This window comes from Streptomyces sp. NPDC002787 (assembly GCF_053592095.1).
Map to the genome: position 1 here is coordinate 184,400 of NZ_JBSFVC010000010.1, position 18,946 is coordinate 203,345.

At 71.1% G+C, this 18,946-nt stretch carries 17 protein-coding genes; 7 read left to right on the top strand and 10 right to left on the bottom strand.

Going from position 1 to position 18,946, the window contains the following annotated elements:
* Positions 1 to 19 precede the first annotated feature (19 nt).
* The 3 genes from ACWD26_RS16240 to ACWD26_RS16250 all read right to left on the bottom strand — a co-directional run bounded on the left by ACWD26_RS16240 (position 20) and on the right by ACWD26_RS16250 (position 3,490).
* Positions 20 to 1,210, bottom strand: a complete 1,191-nt coding sequence (locus ACWD26_RS16240; RefSeq protein WP_451270408.1) for an acetyl-CoA C-acetyltransferase — start codon at positions 1,208 to 1,210, stop codon at positions 20 to 22.
* A gap of 30 nt (positions 1,211 to 1,240) precedes the next feature.
* Complete coding sequence (locus tag ACWD26_RS16245; RefSeq protein WP_451270410.1) at positions 1,241 to 1,846, bottom strand: histidine phosphatase family protein; 606 nt, start codon at positions 1,844 to 1,846, stop codon at positions 1,241 to 1,243.
* 105 nt (positions 1,847 to 1,951) lie between these two features.
* Positions 1,952 to 3,490, bottom strand: coding sequence for an AMP-binding protein (locus ACWD26_RS16250; protein ID WP_451270412.1), 1,539 nt, complete (start codon positions 3,488 to 3,490; stop codon positions 1,952 to 1,954).
* Between the two features lie 196 nt (positions 3,491 to 3,686).
* On the opposite strand from ACWD26_RS16250, the gene ACWD26_RS16255 reads away from it, so the two are divergent.
* The 3 genes from ACWD26_RS16255 (at position 3,687) to ACWD26_RS16265 (ending at position 6,563) form a co-directional block, all read left to right on the top strand.
* A complete protein-coding gene (locus ACWD26_RS16255; protein WP_451270414.1) occupies positions 3,687 to 4,925 on the top strand; it encodes an acyl-CoA dehydrogenase family protein in 1,239 nt (412 codons plus the stop codon).
* A 72-nt stretch (positions 4,926 to 4,997) separates the two neighbouring features.
* Positions 4,998 to 5,762 carry an SDR family NAD(P)-dependent oxidoreductase gene (locus ACWD26_RS16260; RefSeq protein ID WP_451270416.1) on the top strand — a complete coding sequence of 255 codons (765 nt, stop codon included), beginning with the start codon at positions 4,998 to 5,000 and terminating at the stop codon, positions 5,760 to 5,762.
* Positions 5,763 to 5,765: 3 nt separating this feature from the next.
* Positions 5,766 to 6,563 carry a ThuA domain-containing protein gene (locus ACWD26_RS16265; RefSeq protein WP_451270418.1) on the top strand — a complete coding sequence of 266 codons (798 nt, stop codon included), beginning with the start codon at positions 5,766 to 5,768 and terminating at the stop codon, positions 6,561 to 6,563.
* 36 nt (positions 6,564 to 6,599) lie between these two features.
* Here the strand turns inward: ACWD26_RS16265 and ACWD26_RS16270 are convergent, their stop codons facing one another.
* Genes ACWD26_RS16270 through ACWD26_RS16285 form a run of 4 tightly spaced genes read right to left on the bottom strand, consistent with a single transcriptional unit; the run spans position 6,600 to position 11,427 of the window.
* Entirely contained in the window at positions 6,600 to 7,643 is a 1,044-nt protein-coding gene (locus ACWD26_RS16270) for an NAD(P)-dependent alcohol dehydrogenase (RefSeq protein WP_451270579.1), read from the bottom strand.
* Positions 7,643 to 8,740, bottom strand: coding sequence for an ABC transporter permease (locus ACWD26_RS16275; protein ID WP_451270420.1), 1,098 nt, complete (start codon positions 8,738 to 8,740; stop codon positions 7,643 to 7,645). Before ACWD26_RS16275 ends, ACWD26_RS16270 begins: the two co-directional genes overlap by 1 nt.
* A 27-nt stretch (positions 8,741 to 8,767) precedes the next feature.
* Positions 8,768 to 10,288 carry a sugar ABC transporter ATP-binding protein gene (locus ACWD26_RS16280; RefSeq protein ID WP_451270422.1) on the bottom strand — a complete coding sequence of 507 codons (1,521 nt, stop codon included), beginning with the start codon at positions 10,286 to 10,288 and terminating at the stop codon, positions 8,768 to 8,770.
* The gene (locus tag ACWD26_RS16285) at positions 10,285 to 11,427 is read right to left on the bottom strand and encodes a sugar ABC transporter substrate-binding protein (RefSeq protein WP_451270424.1); all 1,143 of its coding nucleotides are present in this window, start codon (positions 11,425 to 11,427) and stop codon (positions 10,285 to 10,287) included. Before ACWD26_RS16285 ends, ACWD26_RS16280 begins: the two co-directional genes overlap by 4 nt.
* A gap of 372 nt (positions 11,428 to 11,799) precedes the next feature.
* Between ACWD26_RS16285 and ACWD26_RS16290 the strand changes: the two genes are divergently transcribed.
* From ACWD26_RS16290 to ACWD26_RS16305, 4 genes are read left to right on the top strand one after another with little or no spacing between them, the layout of a single operon-like run.
* Positions 11,800 to 13,206 (top strand): aromatic ring-hydroxylating oxygenase subunit alpha, encoded by a 1,407-nt coding sequence (locus tag ACWD26_RS16290; RefSeq protein ID WP_451270426.1) that lies wholly within the window; start codon positions 11,800 to 11,802, stop codon positions 13,204 to 13,206.
* Complete coding sequence (locus ACWD26_RS16295; protein ID WP_451270428.1) at positions 13,191 to 13,517, top strand: 2Fe-2S iron-sulfur cluster-binding protein; 327 nt, start codon at positions 13,191 to 13,193, stop codon at positions 13,515 to 13,517. Before ACWD26_RS16290 ends, ACWD26_RS16295 begins: the two co-directional genes overlap by 16 nt.
* A gap of 6 nt (positions 13,518 to 13,523) precedes the next feature.
* On the top strand, positions 13,524 to 13,739 hold the full coding sequence (locus ACWD26_RS16300; RefSeq protein WP_451270430.1) for a transposase: 216 nt from the start codon (positions 13,524 to 13,526) through the stop codon (positions 13,737 to 13,739).
* 3 nt (positions 13,740 to 13,742) lie between these two features.
* Positions 13,743 to 14,798, top strand: coding sequence for an NADP-dependent oxidoreductase (locus tag ACWD26_RS16305; protein ID WP_451270432.1), 1,056 nt, complete (start codon positions 13,743 to 13,745; stop codon positions 14,796 to 14,798).
* Positions 14,799 to 14,811: 13 nt separating this feature from the next.
* Here the strand turns inward: ACWD26_RS16305 and ACWD26_RS16310 are convergent, their stop codons facing one another.
* The 3 genes from ACWD26_RS16310 to ACWD26_RS16320 form a co-directional block, all read right to left on the bottom strand.
* Positions 14,812 to 15,828 (bottom strand): glycosyltransferase family 2 protein, encoded by a 1,017-nt coding sequence (locus tag ACWD26_RS16310; RefSeq protein WP_451270434.1) that lies wholly within the window; start codon positions 15,826 to 15,828, stop codon positions 14,812 to 14,814.
* 153 nt (positions 15,829 to 15,981) lie between these two features.
* Entirely contained in the window at positions 15,982 to 16,383 is a 402-nt protein-coding gene (locus ACWD26_RS16315; RefSeq protein WP_451270436.1) for a hypothetical protein, read from the bottom strand.
* 161 nt (positions 16,384 to 16,544) lie between these two features.
* Positions 16,545 to 18,923, bottom strand: a complete 2,379-nt coding sequence (locus tag ACWD26_RS16320; protein WP_451270438.1) for a glycosyltransferase — start codon at positions 18,921 to 18,923, stop codon at positions 16,545 to 16,547.
* Positions 18,924 to 18,946: the final 23 nt, after the last annotated feature.

The following is an 18,946-nucleotide window of genomic DNA, read 5'->3' on the forward strand; positions in this document are numbered from 1 at the left end:
GGTGGTTCGGCTCCGGGGTTCAGGCCTGCGTCGGTACATGCAGCAACAGCGCGTCGCCCTGGCCGCCGCCCCCGCACAGCGACGCCGCGCCGCTGCCGCCTCCGCGTCGCCGCAGTTCCGCCGCGAGAGTCAGCACCAGCCGGGCTCCGGTCATGCCGACCGGGTGCCCGAGCGCGATCGCTCCGCCGTTGACGTTCACCTTGTCCAGCGGGAGGTCCAACTCCCGTATCGAGGCCAGGGCCACTCCCGCGAACGCCTCGTTGATCTCGCAGAGGTCCAGGTCGGCGGCCGTCAGCCGGCCGTCCCGGGACAGGGCGTCGCGGACCGCGCCGGCCGGCTGGACGAGCAGCGAGGGATCGGGGCCCGCGACCGTGCCGTAGGCGCCGATCTCGGCGAGCGGCATCAGGTCCTCCCGCCGGGCGCGCTCCGCGCTCATCACGACGACGGCCGCCGCGCCGTCGGACAGCTGTGACGAGTTGCCCGCGGTGATGGTGCCCGCGCCGGAGAAGGCCGGCTTCAGGCGCCCAAGGCTCTCGGCGGTGCTCCCCGGCCGCACGCCCTCGTCGGTGTCGACGACTGTCTCGCCCCCGCGTCCGGCCACGGTGACGGGGGCGATCTCCTCGGACAACGCTCCCGACTCCTGGGCGCGGGCGGCCCGTTGATGGGACAGCGCGCTGTACTCGTCCTGTTCCTCCCGGGTCAGGGCCAACGGCTGTTGGTAGCGCTCGGTGGCCGCGCCCATGGAGACGCCGTCGAAGGCGCAGACGAGCGCGTCGCGGTCGAGTGCGTCCTCCATCGCCGTCGAACCGTACTTCCAGCCGGTCCGAGCCCCGCGCACCAGGTGCGGGGCGCCCGACATGGACTCCATACCGCCCGCGACGACCACCTCGTGGCGGCCGGAAGCGATCATGAGGTCGGCCAGGGCGATGGCGTGCAGACCGGAGGGACAGAGTTTGTTGACGGTGCTCGCGGGGACGGAGAACGGAACACCGGCGCGGATCGCGGCCTGCCGGGCCGAGTTGGGGCCCGCCCCGGCCTGTACGACATGACCCATGACGACGGCCTCCACCGCCGAGGGGTCCAGGCGGGCGGCGGCCAGTGCCGCGCCGATGGCATGGGCGCCGAGGTCGACCGCGGTCAGAGTACTCAGGGCGCCCATCAGTCTTCCGATGGGCGTTCTGGCTCCGGCGACGATGACGGATCCGGGCATGGCCGGGACCTCCAGGGGTGAGGGACGGGGTCAGGCGATCGCGTCGACGGCACGTACGGCGATCATGTGGGCCGTCTCGTTCACCGAGTGCGGAACGATCCGGCCGCCGGGCATCCGCCGCACCCGGCTGACGGACGTGTAGTCGGGGTGGAACCAGAACATCGTGGGCAGGCCGAGCACCGTCGCCAGATAGGTGTTGGTGATGCCGCCGTGGCACACGGCGGCGACCCGGCCGCCGGGATGCGCGTCGAAAATGGTGTCCATGGCCCGTACGGCACGTCCGCGGAAGGCGTCCCAGTCCAGGTCGGGCACGAAGTCCTCGTAGCGACCCTCGGCGAGCGCCGTCGCCCGGGGATCGTCCGCGCCGATCTGCTCCGGTGGCGTGTAGGGCTGCGACACGTCGGTGTCCCACTCGCGCAGGTCGTCCAGCACGGTGGCGGACATGCCGGTGAGCCGTTCCAGGGGTGCCACGGTCTCGCGGGCACGGCGGAACGGGCTGACGTACAGGGCGTCGATGTCCTCGTGCACGAGCCAGGCGGCGAGGCGCTCGGCCTGGGCGGTGCCCTCGGGCGACAGCCCCGGGTCGAACACGCCCGCCAGGGGGAGGCCGTGCCGGATGAGGAGGAGTTCGGTCATGGATGATCCTTCGTACGCGGGAAGCCGGGAAGCCGGGAAGCCCGGAAGCGGGGAAGCAGAAAGCGGGAAGCCGGGAGGGCGGGAAGGCGAGAGGGGCGGGTCGGCTCAGCCGGCGATGGTCCGTTCCGAGCCCCAGTAGGGACGGCGCATCGCGCGCTTGTCGAGCTTGCCCATCGCGTTGCGCGGCAGCTCGGGAACGAACTCGTACGACTTCGGGCACTTGTAGGCGGCGAGGCGCTCGCGGCAGAACCGGTCCAGCTCATCGGCCGGCGGCTCGTCCCCTGCCACCACGACCAGCGCCCGCAGGGACTCGCCGAAGTCCGGGTCGGGCACGCCGATGACCGCGACCTCGGCGACCGCCGGGTGCTGCCGCAGTACCGCCTCGCTCTCGGCCGGGTAGAGGTTGACCCCGCCGGAGACCACGACGTCCGCGGCCCGGTCGGTGATGAAGATGTAGCCGTCGGCGTCGACGTAGCCGATGTCGCCGAGTGTGAAGACGCCGGGGGAGAGATAGGCGGACCTGGTCTTGTCCGGGTCCGCGTGGTAGCGCACGCCCTGGTCCTCCGGCGCCCGGAAGGCCAGCAGGCCCCGTTCGCCTGGCGGCAGACACCGGCCGTCCTCATCGGTGACCAGGACCTCGAACGGGGGCCGGACACGTCCGACCGAGCCCGGATGCGCCAGCCACTCGTCACTGCTGATGCGGGCCACGGTTCCCGCCTCGCTGGCGCCGTACGACTCGGTCAGCACCGGACCGAACCAGTCGATCATGGCTCGCTTCACGTCCGGCGGACACGCGGAGCCCGTGTGGGAGACCTGCCGCAGGCTGGAGACGTCGTACCGGGCGCGAACCTCGTCCGGGAGGGCGAGCAGCCGTTGGAAGTGGGTGGGCACCATCACCGTCGAGGAGACCCGCCACCTCCGCACACGGCTGAGGAACGTCTCCGCGTCGAATCTGTCGAGGACGACCACCGGCTGACCGGCCGCCAGGTGCCGCAGAGAGGTCAGCGGCGCGTTGTGCTGCAGGGGGCCGCACACCAGGTGCGCTCCCGGCGGGAATCCGGGCCGGGCGGACATCGCGGCGAGGTAGGCGGAGGCGTCGGCGACCGGGCCGCTCACCCAGCGCACCTCGGTGCCGCGCGCCCGTCCGGTGGTGCCCGAGGTGTAGACCAGCGGAGGCCGGGCGGGCCGGTCCGTCGGGAGGGCGCGACCGGCGCGCGCGGCCGCCAGCCACAGGTCCCAGTCGAAGGCGTGCCCGATCGCCGGGGTTCCGTGCAGCACCAGCGGCAGGCCCAGTTCCCGGGCCGCGTCGAGGGCGGCACCGGCGCCGACGGGTCCGGCGATGATCCCGGTCACGCCCGCGTCGATGATCTGGTCGACGAGTTCCCCCGACGTGAGGTTCCGGGACGTGGCCACGGTGCCGACCCCGGCCCGCAGACCTGCCAGATGGGCCACCAGCGTCGGGATCGCGTTGTCGCCGAGGACGGCGACGCGGTCGTGGGGGCCGGGCGCGAACTCCAGCAGCCGTGCCGCCGCCCGTGTCACCTGGTCGACGAGTGCGGACCAGGACAGCACGCCCAGGTCGTCCGCCAGGGCGGGCTCGTCGGGTGTCTCCTGGGCACGACGGTCGAGTGGCAGCAGCGACATGGCTCCTCCGACGGCTCCTCGGTCCTCTCCCGATTCGAGGGGGAGAGGGAATGCGGAGACTGTAGCGTTTATCAAGAAAGTACGGAACACTCTGATCCCGAGCAGAGGCGTTAGCACACGCTCAAGCGGTCGGACGGACACGCCTCATAAGACTCGTTACTGAATCTGTCGTCTGGTAAGTGCCCGAGGAGGAGCCATGTCCCAGCCCGATCCGGACGCCTGGCGCACACAGGTCCGGCAGTGGCTGGCCACCGTGCTCGAACCGGCGCGTGCGCCGGAGTCCGCCGGAGAGGCCGCCGATCTCGCCGTGTTCCACAGACTCCCGGAGGACGAGGAACGGCTGCTGCTGGAGCGCTGCCGCGCCTACCAGCGGGCCCGCTTCGATGCCGGCTACCAGGCGCTGACCCTCCCGGCGGACAAGGGTGGCGCGGGCCTGACCGCCGCCCATGTGGCGGCCTTCGCCGAGGAGGAGTCCGCCTTCGAGGTGCCACCGTCCACCGAGCTGATCAGCGTCACCGTGCGCCTGGTCGCGATGGCCGTCTCCCTGTTCGGCACGCTCGACCAACGCCATGACTACGCACGGCCGTTCCTGCGCACCGACCTGCTGGCCTGCCAGCTCTTCAGCGAGCCAGGGGCCGGCTCCGACCTCGCGGCCCTGCGCACCCGCGCCCGGGAAGAGGGCGACGACTGGGTGATCGACGGTCAGAAGGTGTGGACCTCGGGCGCCCAGTTCGCCGACTACGGTCTGCTGCTCGCCCGCACGGACCCGGACGTCGTCAAACAGGCCGGCATCACCGCCTTCCTGGTCCCGATGGACGCCCCCGGTGTGGAGGTGCGCCCCATCCGTCAGATGAGCGGCGGCGCCTCCTTCAACGAGGTCTTCCTGAGCGGCGTACGGGTCCCGGACCGGCTCCGGCTCGGGCGACCGGGCCAGGGCTGGGAGGTCGCCACCACCACCCTCGCCTTCGAGCGGACCGCCTCCGGCAGCGGCAACCGCCGCAAGGGCGGCACCTTCTCGGACGTGCTCGCCCTCGCCCGCTCCCTCGGCCGCACCGCAGACCCCCTGGTCCGCCAGCGCCTCGCCGACCTGTACGTACGGACTGCCCTGCGCGCGGCCACCGTGGACCGTGTCGCCAGGACGAGCGCCTCCGGCGGCCGGCCGGGTCCGGAGGCGTCGTTGACCAAGCTCATGGCCTCCGACCTGCTCACCCGCACGGGACAGGCCGCCGCCGAGCTGATGGGAGCGCGGATCAGCGCCGACACCGGGGAACCGGGCACCTTCGCCTGGACCCAGCACCTCCTCGGCGCCCCCGGCTACCGGCTGGCCGGAGGCACCGACCAGATTCAGCGCAATCTGATCGGTGAACGGGTGCTGAAGCTGCCGCCGGAGCCGCGCGCGGACCGGGCGCCGTTCTCGCAACTGCCCGGCAACTGAGAGGCCTTTCCCGGGAGCCGATCGACCGGGACCGTTTCGGCCATCACGGGCCATCACAAAGGAGTGACATCGATGGATCTGGGACTGACAGACGCGAAGGCACTGGTGACCGGCGCGAGCCGGGGCATCGGCCGCGCGATCGCCGCGACCCTGGCGGCCGAGGGCTGCGCGCTGGCGCTGTGCGCCCGGGGCGAGGAAGGGCTGGCCAAGGCCGCCGCCGAACTGCGGGCCGAGGGGGCCACCGTGTTCGCGGAGCCGGTCGACGTCACCGACCCGGCCGCACTCGCCGGTTTCGTGGAGCGGGCGGCCGGTGAACTCGGCGGCCTGGACCTGCTGGTGTCCAACGTGTCGGCGGGCAACGTGAAGGGCCCCGAGTCGTGGGAGGCCAGCCTGCGCGGCGACCTGATCCCGTTCGCGGGACTCGTCGAGGCGGCCCTGCCCCACCTGGAGGCCTCCGACCGGGCCGCCGTCGTGGCCATCGGCACCACCAACGCCTCCGACACCGCGCGCCCGGCCGGAGCGAACTCGTACTCCGCGCTCAAGGCGGCCGTCGTCCAGCACGCCTCGGCCCTCGCGCACGCTCTCGCGCCGAAGGGCATCCGCGTCAACACCGTCTCGCCCGGCCCGATCGACTTCCCCGGCGGCGCCTGGGAGACCATCCGCACCAGCCGCCCGGAGGTGTACGAGGAGGTGCTCGCCAAGCTGCCCATCGGCCGCTACGGCACGGCGGAGGACGTGGCCGCGGCGGTGGCGTTCCTGCTCGGGCGGACCGGCTCCTTCTGCGTCGGGGTCAACCTCGTGGTGGACGGCGGGCTGCTCACCCGCGTCCAGTACTGAGCCGTGGCGGGCCCGGCCGGCCGCCTGGACGCCGTACTGGTCTGCGGCGGCCGCTGGCACGACTTCGACCACGCGCGGCTGCGGCTGCTGGAACTGCTCGGTGAGCATCCGCGCGTGCGCACCACGGTGTACCAGGACTACGACTGCCTGGCCGCCCTCGACGACGCCGACCTGCTGGTCACCTACACCTGCGACGTCCGGCCCCGCCCGGCCCAACGGGCCGCACTGGCACGGTTCGCCGAGCGGGGCGGGCGCTGGCTCGCCCTGCACGGCACCAACGCGGTGATCGAACCGTCGACGGGTGCCGGACCGCTGGTGTTCACGACTCCACGGCTCCTCGGGGACGTGGCGGAGGTGCTCGGCAGCCAGTTCCTCGCCCACCCCCCGATCGAGCCATACGAGGTGCGCGTGACCCGGCCCGACCATCCGCTGGTCGCCGGGATCGGACCGTTCACGGTCACCGACGAGCTGTACGTGTGCGAGCTGTACGGGGAGCTGGAGGTGCTGCTGCACGCCGACTACACGGGACCGTGCCGCGGTTTCGCCGAGGGCGACACGGCGGCCCTCGACGGCGCGCCCCGGCCGGTGCTGTACCTCAAGCGGCACGGCCTCGGCGAGGTCTGCTACTTCACCCTCGGCCACTGCCGGGGCCGCTACGACATGCAGGACCTCGGCGTGGACGACACCGGGCGCGTGGACGTGGGGCCATGGCGGACACCGGAGTTCCTGACGGTGCTCCGACGCTGTGTGGAGCGGGCGGTGGAGGGGCGAAACCCGGCAGACGAGCGGGCCGGCGTCTGAGCGAGGCTCGGGCGCCGGCCCTGCGGAGCACGCGGCTCAGGCGTGCGGCACCACCACCGCGCGGCCGTTGATCTTCCCGGCGTGCAGGCGCTCGTACGCCTCGGGCGCCTGCTCCAGCGTGAAGGTCTCGACGTGGGAGGAGACGAGGCCCCGCCGCGCGAGTTCGAGGACCTCCATGAGCTCCGTCCGGCTGCCCCAGTACGGGAAGGAGGCCGACACCTCGAACGGCAGCCCGCCCCCGAAGCCCACGGCCAGCGTGCCGCCGCCGAGGCCGACGACGGTGACATCGCCCTCCACCGCCACCGACGCGGCGGCGACCGCCAGGGTCGCCTCGGCTCCGACGAAGTCCAGGACGACCTCCGCTCCCGTACCGGCGGTGAGTTCGCGGATCCGTGCGGCCGCCTCGCCGTCGGAGAGCAGCGTCTCGTGCGCGCCCACCTCGGCGGCCAGCTCCAGCTTCTCCTCGCTCACGTCGAGGGCGAGCACCCGGGCCGGGGTCAGCGCGCGCAGCAGTTGCACCGCGAGATGACCCAGACCGCCGACGCCGATCACCACCGCCGTGGTGCCGGGCAGGAGCTTCGGCAGCGACCTGCGGATCGCGTGATACGGGGTCAGCCCGGCGTCGGTGAGGGGAGCGGCCTGGACAGGGTCGACCCCGCTCAGCGGAACCAGGTGGCGGGGCGAGTCCACCAGCATGTACTCCGCGAGGGCACCGGGCCGGCCGAGCCCCGGCGGCAGGATGCCGAGGCCGGCGGCGTGCGGACAGCAGTTCTCCTTGCCTTCGGCGCACTTGTGGCAGCGTCCGCAGCCCCACGGGCCGTACACCGCCACCGCCTCGCCCTCCGTCACGGCCGTGACACCGGCGCCCACCGCCGCCACCGTCCCGACACCCTCGTGACCGAGCGTCATCGGCAGCGCGTAGGGGAACTGCTCCTCGGGCCAGCCCATCACGGCCAGGTCGGAGTGGCACAGCCCCGCCGCCGTCACCTTCAACAGCACCTGCCCCGGGCCGGGTTCGGGCACCGGGACCTCCACGACCTCGGGGGCGTGCCCCACCCGTCGGTACTGGACAGCCTTCATCATCGGATCTCCTTGCTGGTGGTCGGGTCCGGCCGGGGCGCCGTCCGGCGGCGCAGAACGGTGGGCAGGGCGATCCGGCCGCCGGTGAGGACCAGGGCCACGATGAGGACCGAGCCGGTGAACAGGCTCGCGGCCCACTGCGCGCTGGTGGCGAGCCCGAGTCCCGTGATGCCCGTGCCGAGCAGGAGGACCGCGAGGACCGTGCCCCAGGCGTTGAAGCGGCCCGCGCGCAACTGGGTCGCCCCGACGAACGCGGCGGCGTACGCCGACAGCAGATACGGGGTGCCCGCGGTCGGCGATCCGGATCCCACCGAGGCCGCGAAGACGACGCCGGCGAAACCGGCGAGCAGGGCCGAGGCCACCAGGGTCAGAAAGCGCAGCCGGTCGGTACGCACCCCTTGCAGCCGGGCCGCGTCGGCGTTGAAACCGGTCGCGTACAACCGCCGCCCGGTGGCGGTGTGTTCCAGCACGAACCAGATGGCGAGCGCGGCGAGCAGCAGATACAGCACCGGCAGCGTGATGCCGCCCGCGTCCAGCTGGGCGATGCTCGCGAACGGCTCGGCGAGCAGGCGCACACCGGTGATCGAGCTGTCGTTGGTGACCATGGTGATCAGGGACTGGATCAGCGCGCCGGTGGCCAGGGTGGCGATGAACGAGTCGACGCGCAGGACCACCACCACGATGCCGTTGACGACGCCGACCAGCAGCGCGGCGGTCATCGCCAGGGCGATCGCCGCGCCGGGACCGAGTCCGGCGGTGACCATGAAGTAGGCGGTCAGCACGCTGGTGAGCGACATCGTGTAGGCGATCGAGAGGTCGAAGACCCGTGCGGCCAGCGGCGGTACGACGCTGAGTGCCACCAGGCCCGCCACGGCGTTGCCGTTCAGTACCTGCTTGACCGTGATGGTGGTCGGGAACGTGTCCGGCGCCCAGACGCTGAAGAGCACGACGATGACCAGCCACACGTAGACGGCGCCGATGTTCCGGAAGGACAGGGCGGCCGCCGCCCGTCGGCCCGGTGTCCTCGGTACGGACACCGGGGATCTCTCCGGTGCGGACGGCGGGAGTTCCGCCGCCCGGGTCGGGGTGGACGTCATGCGACTCGGTTCCTTCCAGGGCTCATGTCACTCGGTTCCTTCCATGGCGTGCACGAGCGCGGACTCGGTGACTTCCCGGCCGCTGATCTCCCGTGCGATCCGGCCGTCCCGGACCACCAGGACACGGGTGCACAGTGCGAGCAGATCCTGTGTGTCGGAGGAGGAGACGATGACGCCCATGCCCTCACCGGCCTGACGCTCTATCAGGTCGTACAACTGCAGACGGGTGGCGATGTCCACCCCTGCCGTGGGTTCGCACATCGCCAGCACCGGAGCGCGCTGGGCCAGACAGCGGGCCATGACGACCTTCTGCTGGTTGCCGCCGCTCAGCGTGGTGATCCGGGCGCCGGCTGGACGGCGGCCGGCCGTACGCACCCCGACCCGCCGGATCCAGTCCTCCGCCAGGGCGGACTCACGGCGCCGGCGCAGCCGCCCGGAACGGGCGCGCAGCCGGTCCAGGAGCGGCAGGGTGAGGTTCTCGCCGACCGAGAAGTCGCCGATCACTCCCTCGCCCGCCCGGTCGGCCGGGACCAGCGGGAGGCCCAGGCCGTCGGCGTCACGCGCCTCGGTCCACCGCTCGGAGCGCTCCGACAGCCGCAGCCTGCCGCTGACCGGCCCGGCATGGGCCCCGCACACCGCGTACGGCACGATCTCGTGGCCTGAACCGACGAGACCGGTGATGCCCAGGCGCTCGCCCCTGGCCAGGTCGAAGCCGACTCCCCGCAGTGGCCCGGCCCACAGGTCGCGGACCTCCAGCACGGGGGCGGAGGGACCGGAAGGGGGCGCGGGACGGTGGTCGGTCTCCATCTCCTCGCCCGCCATCAGTTCCGCCAGCGAACGCGGAGTGAGTTCGGCGACCGGACGCGTGGCGATCCTGCGCCCGCCGCGGATCACGGTGACCCGGTCGGCGAGCGCGAAGATCTCGTCCATCCGGTGCGAGACGTACAGGACGGAGGCGCCGGCGTCGCGGATCTCCCGCACGATCTCGAACAGGCGGGCCACCTCGCCGGGTGGCAGTACGGCGGTGGGCTCGTCGAGCACCAGGACACCGCGGCGGCCCTCCCAGCCCTGCAATGCGGCGGCGATGGCCACCACCGTGCGCTGGACGGGGGTCGCCGTCGCCAGGGGCCGGCGCACGTCGATGCCGAGGCCGAACCGTTCGACGAGCGCGGTCGTCCGCCGCTCCATCTCACGCCAGCGGATGTTGCCGAAGGCCGTGCGCGCGAAGCCGTGGCTGAGCGCCAGGTTGTCGATGGCGCTCAGCTCGCCCACCAGCCCCAGCTCCTGGTGGACGAAGCGGAGCCGGTCGTGCCGGGAAGCGGTGACATGGCCCAGGTCGAAGGGCTCGCCGTCGAGTTCGGCCACCGCACCCGGCTCCGCGTGGTGGTAGCCGGCGAGGATCTTGATGAGCGTGGACTTGCCGGAGCCGTTGGGCCCGATCAGGGCGTGGATTTCGCCGGGTGCCACCTCGAGGTCGACGTCCTTCAGTGCCTGGGTGCCGCCGAACCTCTTCGACAGGGCGGCCACCCGGAGCACAGGGCCCGTCAACTCAGCCCCCAGAGCGCCTTGAACTGCGCCTGGTAGTCCTCGACGATCGGGAAGTCGCCGTCGGCCGAGGGCAGGTTGTCCTTGGTGACGAGCATGTTGGGCAGTGCGGCCTGCTGGTCCACGTCCATGGGCTGGCCGGTGAAGTGCCGGGCCAGCGCGTCGGCCTGGAGCCAGGCCGTCTCGTGGGAGTTGAGTGCCATCGCGCCGTCGGTGAGGCCGCTCTGGATGTACTGGTAGTTCTGCGCGTCACCGACGTTGACGACGATGTGCTTGCCGGTGATTCCGGCGGTCTTCAGCGCGGCCGGCACGCCCACGTTGAGCAGGCCCAGGGAGAAGACGACATGGGTCACCTTCGGGTGCGACCGGAGGTACGACACCACGCGGTCCGGCATGTCCTTGCCCACCGCGGTGATCGGCACGTCGACGTTGTCCAGTCCGCAACCGTCGCACCATTTCTCGTACTTGGCGGCGAAGGAGTCCTTGACGGGCTTGAGGATCGTGTACGCCGGAAGGTCGAAGTAGACGGTGTCCGCCTTGGCGTCACTGTTCGACACCACCCATGAGGCGAGCATCTCGCCCTGGACACCGACGTCGTCCGGCCCGTTCTTCAACAGGGAGATGCCGCCGCCCAGCAGGTCGTCGGCGTTCGACTGGAGGACGGGGATCTCGGCGGCCTTCAGCCGGGCCAGCTGCTTGGCGTAGACGGCACGCGGGAAACCGGAGGCGACGACGGCGTCCGGCTTGTCGCGCAGGGCCTGCTCGTAGGCGGCCTGGACGGACTCCGGGGTGCCCTGGGTGGCGATCTGCTTCACCTCCCAGCCGAGTTCCTCGGCGGCCTCGGTGAAGAAGTCGGCGAGGTCCTTGCAGGACTGGACGCCGCAGAGGATGAAGTCGATCTTCTTGCCCTTGGGGATCTTCTTGCCGACGGGCTGGGTGAGGGAGATGGAGTCCGGGCGCTCGGAGTACTTCGCCAGGGCCTCTCGGGCCGCCGTCAGACCGGGCGAATCGGGTGCCGCCGCCTGCGTCGAGTCGGCGGCCGGGGTGGTGCCGGTGCCGCACGCCGCCAGGGCGAGCAGGGAAGCGACGGGGACGGTCGCGGTGAAGGCGCGGCGGACCGCGCGACGGGGTCTGGAACTCATCGTTGAGTGCTCCCGTGGTGTGACGCCTGTGCTGCCGCGACCCGCGTCGCTCACGCGTCCGCGGCGGTCGGCTCCGGTCAGGCGGATCGATGCTGTGGGACTCCGGGGCGAGAACGCCGCGGCGCCGGGGCCGGGACGGGCAGTGACCGTCCCGGAACAGAGAAACTTATGAGGCACTACAGCCTCAAGTGGGTCGGAGTGTGACATGCCGCAGCGGGCTTGGGGAGAGGGTCGCCGTAATAAATTTCCAGGTGCACGGTGGAATTCCGTGGTGACCTCGGAAGGTGCGGAGGTCGTTCAGTGGCGGGAGTGTTGCTCCGGGCCGTAGCGTCTAACTACACTCACTCTAAAGTTTCTGCCGGAGGAGAGATGATGGACGAAACGTCGGAGCCGGCCAGTGCGCGGTGCCCCGGGCCCAGCGTCCAGGACTACCTCGACCAGGACAGCCGCCCCGTTCCCCCCGCCCTGAGGTACGAGCGGAACGACCACCTCGGCAGCGAGGACATCGACACCGCCCGCTTCACCTCCCGGGAGTGGGCCGAACGCGAGATGCGACAGGTCTGGCGGCGCGTCTGGCAGTTCGCCTGCCTGGAGAGCGAGATCCCCGAGGTCGGCGACCACGAGGTCTACGAGATCGGCGACGACTCCCTCATCGTCGTGCGCACGGCCCCCGACGAGATCCGCGCCTTCGTCAACGTCTGCCTGCACCGCGGACGCAAACTGCGCACCGGCGGCGGCAACGTCAGCGAGTTCCGCTGCTCGTTCCACGGCTTCGCCTGGAACCTCGACGGCACGATGCAGACCCCGCCCTGCGCCTGGGACTTCCCGCATGTCACCCCCGAGAAGTTCGCCCTCCCCGAGGCTCAGGTGGCCACCTGGCGGGGCTTCGTCTTCATCAACATGGACCCCTACGCCGAGTCCTTCGACAGCTACCGCGGCACCTTCGACGAGTACTACATCTGGCCGTTGGAGAACCGCTACAAGTCGCTGCACATCGGCAAGGTGCTGCCCTGCAACTGGAAGATCGCCCAGGACGCGTTCATCGAGTCCTTCCATGTGATCGCCACACACCCGCAGATGCTGCCGTGGCTCGCCGACGCCAACTCGCAGTACGACGTCATGGCGGACCAGCCGAACTGGAACCGGATGATCAACATCCAGGGCGCGCCCAGCCCGCACGTGGCGGACTCCGTCACGGAGGAGGACGTCCTGGAGACCTTCTACGACTCGCGCGCCTTCTACGCCGCCGCCCAGGGCCGTGACCTGGTGAGGCAGGAGGGCGACGAACTGCCGGCGATCCCGCCCGGCGGCACCGCCCGCCAGGTCCTCGCCGAGCGGATGCGCGCACAGCTCGCAGCCACCTCGCAGCAGGACTTCTCGGAGACCCCCGACACCGAACTGCTGGACGCCATCAACTACCTGCTGTTCCCCAACTTCAACCCCTGGGGCGGCGCCAAGTCCAACATCATCTACCGATTCCGGCCCAACGGCCTCGACCCCGACTCCTGCACCGCCGAGATCATCTTCATGTCGTCCCCGAAGCAGCCCGGCGAGATACCGCCCCCGGCGAAGATCCGCTGGGTGCCGGAGGACATGCTCTTCGCCGACATCCCCGAACTCGGCGTGCTCGGCCCCGTCTTCGACCAGGACTGCGAGAACCTGCCCTACGTCCAGCAGGGCCTGAAGGCCATGCGCAAGCCCGGCATCACCCTGGCCAACTACCAGGAGAGCCGCATCCGCCACTTCAACCGGACGCTCGACCAGTGGATGGACAAGTGACCCACCGGGTGGCGGTCAGACCCTCCGGCGTCGAGCTCGAAGTCCTCGACGGCGAGGACCTGTTCACCGCCGCCCAGCGGCTCGGCTACCGCTGGCCCACCGTCTGCGGCGGCAAGGGCACCTGCCGCACCTGCTTCGTCCGGGTCGAGGAGGGCGCCGAGAACTGTTCCCCCGTGGGCCCGCTGGAGCGCGAGGGCATCGAGGCCCTGCGCAGGCCGGTGGACGGCCTGACCCGGCTCGCCTGCCGGCTCCGGGTCGAGGGCCCGGTGACCGTGACCAAGAGCGGCGTGCGCCGCCGAGTGCAGGAGTGAGGCCCCATGTCCAAGCAAGTGATCCACCCGCTGACCGGGCATGTGTACCGGCTCACCGAGGACGGACTGGTCGAGGTGACCGACCCGAAGACCGGGACCCGGGGCATCTTCGACTTCCAGGCCCGGTGGCAGTCGGGCGAACTGCGCCACGCCGACCTGCAGATGGCCGGCTGGGTCGGCCGCCTCGCCCGGCGGCGTACGGCCCCGCAGCCGGAGGAGTGACCCGTGACGCCCCGCACCACCCGGGTGGTCTGTCTGGTGCGCCGACCCGACGGAGAACCGCTCCCCGGTGACTTCGCCGTCGAGGAACGCCCCCTGCCGCCCCTGGGGGAGGGGCAGCTGCTCGTGCGCAACCTCTACATGAGCGTCGACCCGTCCATGCGCGGACGCCTGGAGAGCACCGAGAAGCACTACACGCACAACTTCACCCCGGGCTCGCCGCTGGACGGCCGTGCCCTCGGCGTCGTGGAGGAGAGCCGCTGCGCCTCGGTGCCCCCGGGCACGTACGTACGCCACCAGCTCGGCTGGCGGGAGCGGGCCGTACTGGATGCGGCGCACACCGACGGCGCGGGCCGCATCGACCCCCGGCTCGCGCCGCTTCCCACCTGGTTGGGGCTGCTCGGCCAGACGGGATTCACCGCGTACGTCGGTCTCACCCGGATCGCCGCACTACGTCCCGGCGACACCGTCTTCGTGTCGGCGGCGGCCGGGGCCGTGGGCAGTGCCACCGGCCAGTTCGCGCGCCTGCTGGGCGCTGACCGCGTCATCGGGACCGCCGGAGGGCCGGACAAGTGCGCCCTGCTGGTGAAGGAGTTCGGCTACGACGCCGCCGCGGACTACCGTGCCGAACCGGTGCGCGAGGCACTGGCCCGGCTGGCGCCCGACGGCATCGACGTGTACTTCGACAACGTCGGCGGTGAGCAGCTGGCCGCCGCGCTGCACGCGTTGCGCACCGGTGGCCGGGTCGCGCTGTGCGGCATGATGTCGCAGTTCGGCGGCGACCGGCGGTCCGCCGACATCAACCAGTTGATCCAGGCGGTCCTCAAACGACTGACCCTGCGCGGCTTCATCGTCCGCGACCACGAGGACCTGCGCCCGGAGTTCGAGGACCGGGTCTCCGGCTGGCTGCGCTCGGGAGAGGTGGTCGCCCGAGAGACGGTCGCGGACGGCCTCGACAACGCGGCGCGGGCCCTGCTGTCCCTGCTGTCCGGCGGCAACACCGGCAAGATGCTGGTCCGGCTGGCACCGGACCCGTACGGCCGTACGTCGGCCACCGGATGAGCCGGCTCCCGCGTCAGACGGCGGAAACCGTCGCCGGGGCGGGAGCCTTCTCCCGGGCGGCGTCCTTCTCCGGGGCGGGAGCCCTCTCCGGGACGGGCGGACCGGCGGCGCCGTCGCGAGCGGCCAGTGCCTTCTGCAGTCGCTGGATGTGGTAGTACTGCACCCGCGCGGTGCGCTGCAGGGCCATGACGGCGGCCAGGAACTGGTCCATCTCGGCAGCCCGGGTGAGGATGTCGTCGGGTACCTGCTCGTCCCGCAGGCAGGCCTCCGCGTCCTGGCTGAGCACGGCCTGCGCCCAGCCCCGGGTGACCGGCTTGAACAGGCTCGGATGCTTGGCCACGATCCGCGCCCGGATGGCCAGGTCGTTCTCGGCGGCTTCCAGATGCAGTCCGGTGTCCTTGTTGCGCGCCCCGAACAGCGGCTCATGGATGTGGTGGGCGTCGAAGCCGTGCTCGACGCAGCCGATCCAGAAGTCCCAGTCCTCTCCGGCCCGCATGCTCTCGTCGTACCCGCCCACGGTCTGCCACACCTCACGCCGGTACAGCGAGCAGTAGAACATGATCAGCCGCTGGAGCATCAGCTCTCTGCTGTAGGCGGGGAGGGACATCGCCTGCGGGGGCAGATCGTCGTCGGTGAAGGTGAACACATCGGTCGAGGCGATGGCGATACCGGGGTTGGCGTCCAGGACCGCGACGGTCTTCTCCAGCATCGTGGGGGCGATCACGTCGTCGGCGTCCAGCGGAAGGACGTAGCGGCCGACGGCGGCCTCGATCCCGGTGTTGCGCGCGGCGGAGACGCCGGCGTTGGCCTGCTGGAGCAGCCTGACGCGCCGGTCGGGATGGCGGTCGATCAGGGACCGGACCACCTCGACGGTGTTGTCGGTGCTGCCGTCGTCCACGATGACGAGCTCCCAGTCCTGGAAGGTCTGGGCAAGGACGCTGGAATGGGCCTCGGGCAGATAGCGGGCGTAGTCATGGCAGGGGATGACCACCGAGACCACAGGGTCGGAACCACGGGGACTGTGGGGCATGTGCGGTCTTTCGCTTCGGAAGGGGAAGGCGGCGGGACGGAAGCCGGGAGGACGCGGGTGGCGACGGGTGGGCGGATGCGGTGTGCCGGGCGCGGGGGCGCCCCCCCCGACCCTCTTCGAGGGCCACGCCCGAACAGACCGCTGAGCCATGCCCTAGCTGCGCTGGTGCTGATCTGTGTAGCGGTGGTCGCGCACGGGCTCGTGCTGGTCACGTCCGTGCGCGTGGTGGTCCAGGCAGAACCCGTAGTCGGTGATGGTGACGTTGCCGATCGGAGTGCAGCAGTACCCGTACTCGGTGATCGTGACGTTGCCGATCGGCGTGCAGCAGTGCCCGTAGTCGGTGATCGTGACGTTGCCGATCGGCGTGCAGGGGGTCCCGGACCCGGGGGTGAGGCTGGCCTCGCCCTCTATGGACTGCCCTTGGTGTCCGTACTTCGCGGACGCCGTCAGCGTGTCCGGACCGATGGCGGCGTAGGCCGCCTCCGCGGTGTTGAGCAGACCGGCGGTGGCCAGTGCCGCGGGGAGGGCCAGCGAGGTGATCACACGGGCTTTCACGGTGGTGCCTTTCTGACAGGGGATGGGGACCTGCCCAGAAGCGCCGGAAACCTCCACGGCGAGGGCAGTGGAACCACCGTAAAATCGCTCACTTAATGTGTCAAAACGAACACTCACAGTGACAAGGGTGGCTGGGTCGACGCCCGCCCAGCCCCCACCGGTCAGGAAACGGGAACGGATTCGGCGCGCTCCGGTTCCGGTACGGCATGGTGCGGATGCACCACTTCCAGATCCGGCAGCGCCCAGCAGGCGGTGCCCATGTCCTGGGCCATCGCGGCCAGCCCCTCGGTCTCGATGAGGTGCCGGTAGGGGAAGGACGGGAAAGCGAGGCCGTCGCGGTGCAGGTCGGCGCGCACCAGCAACGCGGTGCCGCCGACCGAGTCGACACGGACGAGTCCTTGCCCGCGCAGCTCGTCGAGATACATCCGGCCGAATCCCCTGGGAGGCTGAAGAATGCCGTCGCGAAGCCACTGAGCCCAGTTGAGCGCACCGGATCCGGGCCTGAGGACAAAGGTGTTGAGGTCGTACGTGGGCCCACCGGGTGCGGTGGCGCAGTGCGGGACGACGATGTCCTTGCGTGCGCCGAGGAGGCGTTGGACGAGGTCCGTCGGGTAGTCCGTGACGTCGACGTCGAGCCACAGCACCCACTCCTCGTCGATCAGTGCCCGGGAGAGGAGGTGGTTGCGCACCTTGGCCAGCACCGACCGGCGCCGGCGCTGGATGCCGGGCTCCCAACGGGGACCGGCCAGTTGGAGGCCGAAATCGCGGTGTACGAGCGTCACCCGCCGGAACTCCGCATCGAGGTCCGGCAGGACCCGCCGGAGGAGTTCGGGCGTCGAGTCCCTGCTGTCGCCCTCCAGCAGGCCCAGCGAGATCGACTCGCGCGGATAGTCCAGGGCGCGCAGGCGGTCCAGGTAGACGGGCAGGAACGCGGCCGCGTCCTTGAGAGGGGTGAGCACCAGCACCGAGGGCCGCTCCTCGGCCGGCGCCGGGGCGGGCTCGGGGGTCGTCCGCGGTTTCGGCTCGCGGGTCCCGGCGGCGTCGGCTCCGGTCTCCGCGTGGGCGATGTCCCCCGGCTGGAGCGGCAGCCTGGTCGCCATGGCCAGCAATCGCTCGGCGTAGTCGCCGGGTTCGGCCCAGATCTGGGTCGCCACCTCGAAGTGCTCCGCGAAGTGCGACTCGTCGAACGTGTTGTTCCCGTGGCACACGTATGTGTACAGCTCGGGCGCGTCGACAGAGACGACCCGGCAGGTCCGGACCACCTCTTCCGCCACCGGGGTGTCCTCGCCCCGGCGCTGCGCCGGGTAGCGCGGGAGCCGGTCCTTCGCGCACACCATCGAGCCTTCCCAGACCCGCGCACAGGAGATCGCCAGCCGGCGGCGGGCGGGCCACCACAACCGCTCACGGGCGAGGAAGCAGGCCTCGGCGTCGAGCGAGAGAATCGCCGCCATCTGCGTCTCGACCCGCTCCGGGTCGTACAGGTCGTCGTCGTCCCACTGGCACACGTACGGTCCGGTGGCCCGGTCCACCGCCTCGTTGCGCAGTTCCCCCAGCGTCCGTCCCTCCGGGGGAAGCCGGTGATGGCGGATCCGCGGGTCGTCCAGATCGCGGATGTGCCGCTCCAGGATGTCATCGGTGCCGTCCTCCACCACGACCAGTTCGAGGTTCGGGTAGGTCTGGGCGCGGAAACACCTGATCGCACGCTGGGCCGTAGCCGACCGGTCCTTGGTCACCATCAGGCACGACACCGTCGGCGCGGGCGCGCCCGAGGCCCAGCGGCGGCGCTGTGCCTCCACGTTGAGCAGACCGTCGGCGACCGGTTGCAGCTCCTGGCTGACCCAGAACGGGAACCGTGTGCCAGGGGAGAGTCGCGGCGGGGCCGGGGTGTCGCACGCCCAGCTGCCCGACCAGTGGTGCACGGCGGTCGCACGGTCGTAGTCCGCTTCCTGCGGGCCGAACAGCTCTGTCGCGTACGGGCTCAGTTCGGGGTACAGGACCTCGGGGGCGAGAACCGTGATCGAGTCCGGCTCCGGGGCGCTGTCGATCGCTCGGGTGAGGAAGAACGGGCCTGTCGCGTCGAGCGTGTGGGACTGCTTGTGGGCGCCGACCAGTCGCCGGTGCACATGGGCCCAGAAGGGATGGCCCGGCCGTGACGCGATGAACGCGTTGCCGACGATGCGGTCGAGGCCGCGCCGCCGGGCGAGCAGCAGCCGTGTGTGCGCCTCGGGTTCGCAGCCGAGGACGAGTTCCCGTCCCTCAAGGATTTTGTCGACCGGGCTCAGGCACTCGAAGTCCAGATCCACGTAGAGCCCGCCGAAGTGGTCGAGCAGGAAATAGCGAATCGCGTCGGCCCGCATGATCGCTTCGGGGTAGCCGTCGTAGATCGGCAGGAACCAGGGATGGTGCTCCTGGAGGAATGCGCGGTTGTCCGCGTCGGTCCACAACCGGTACCCCCAGCCGGGGTGGTGCAGCCGCCAGGACTCGGACCACTTCTGCCATTTCGGCGGGAGATCGGAGTCCTTCCACGTCTGGTGGATCAAGGGGGGAATTGTCTTCTGTGTGG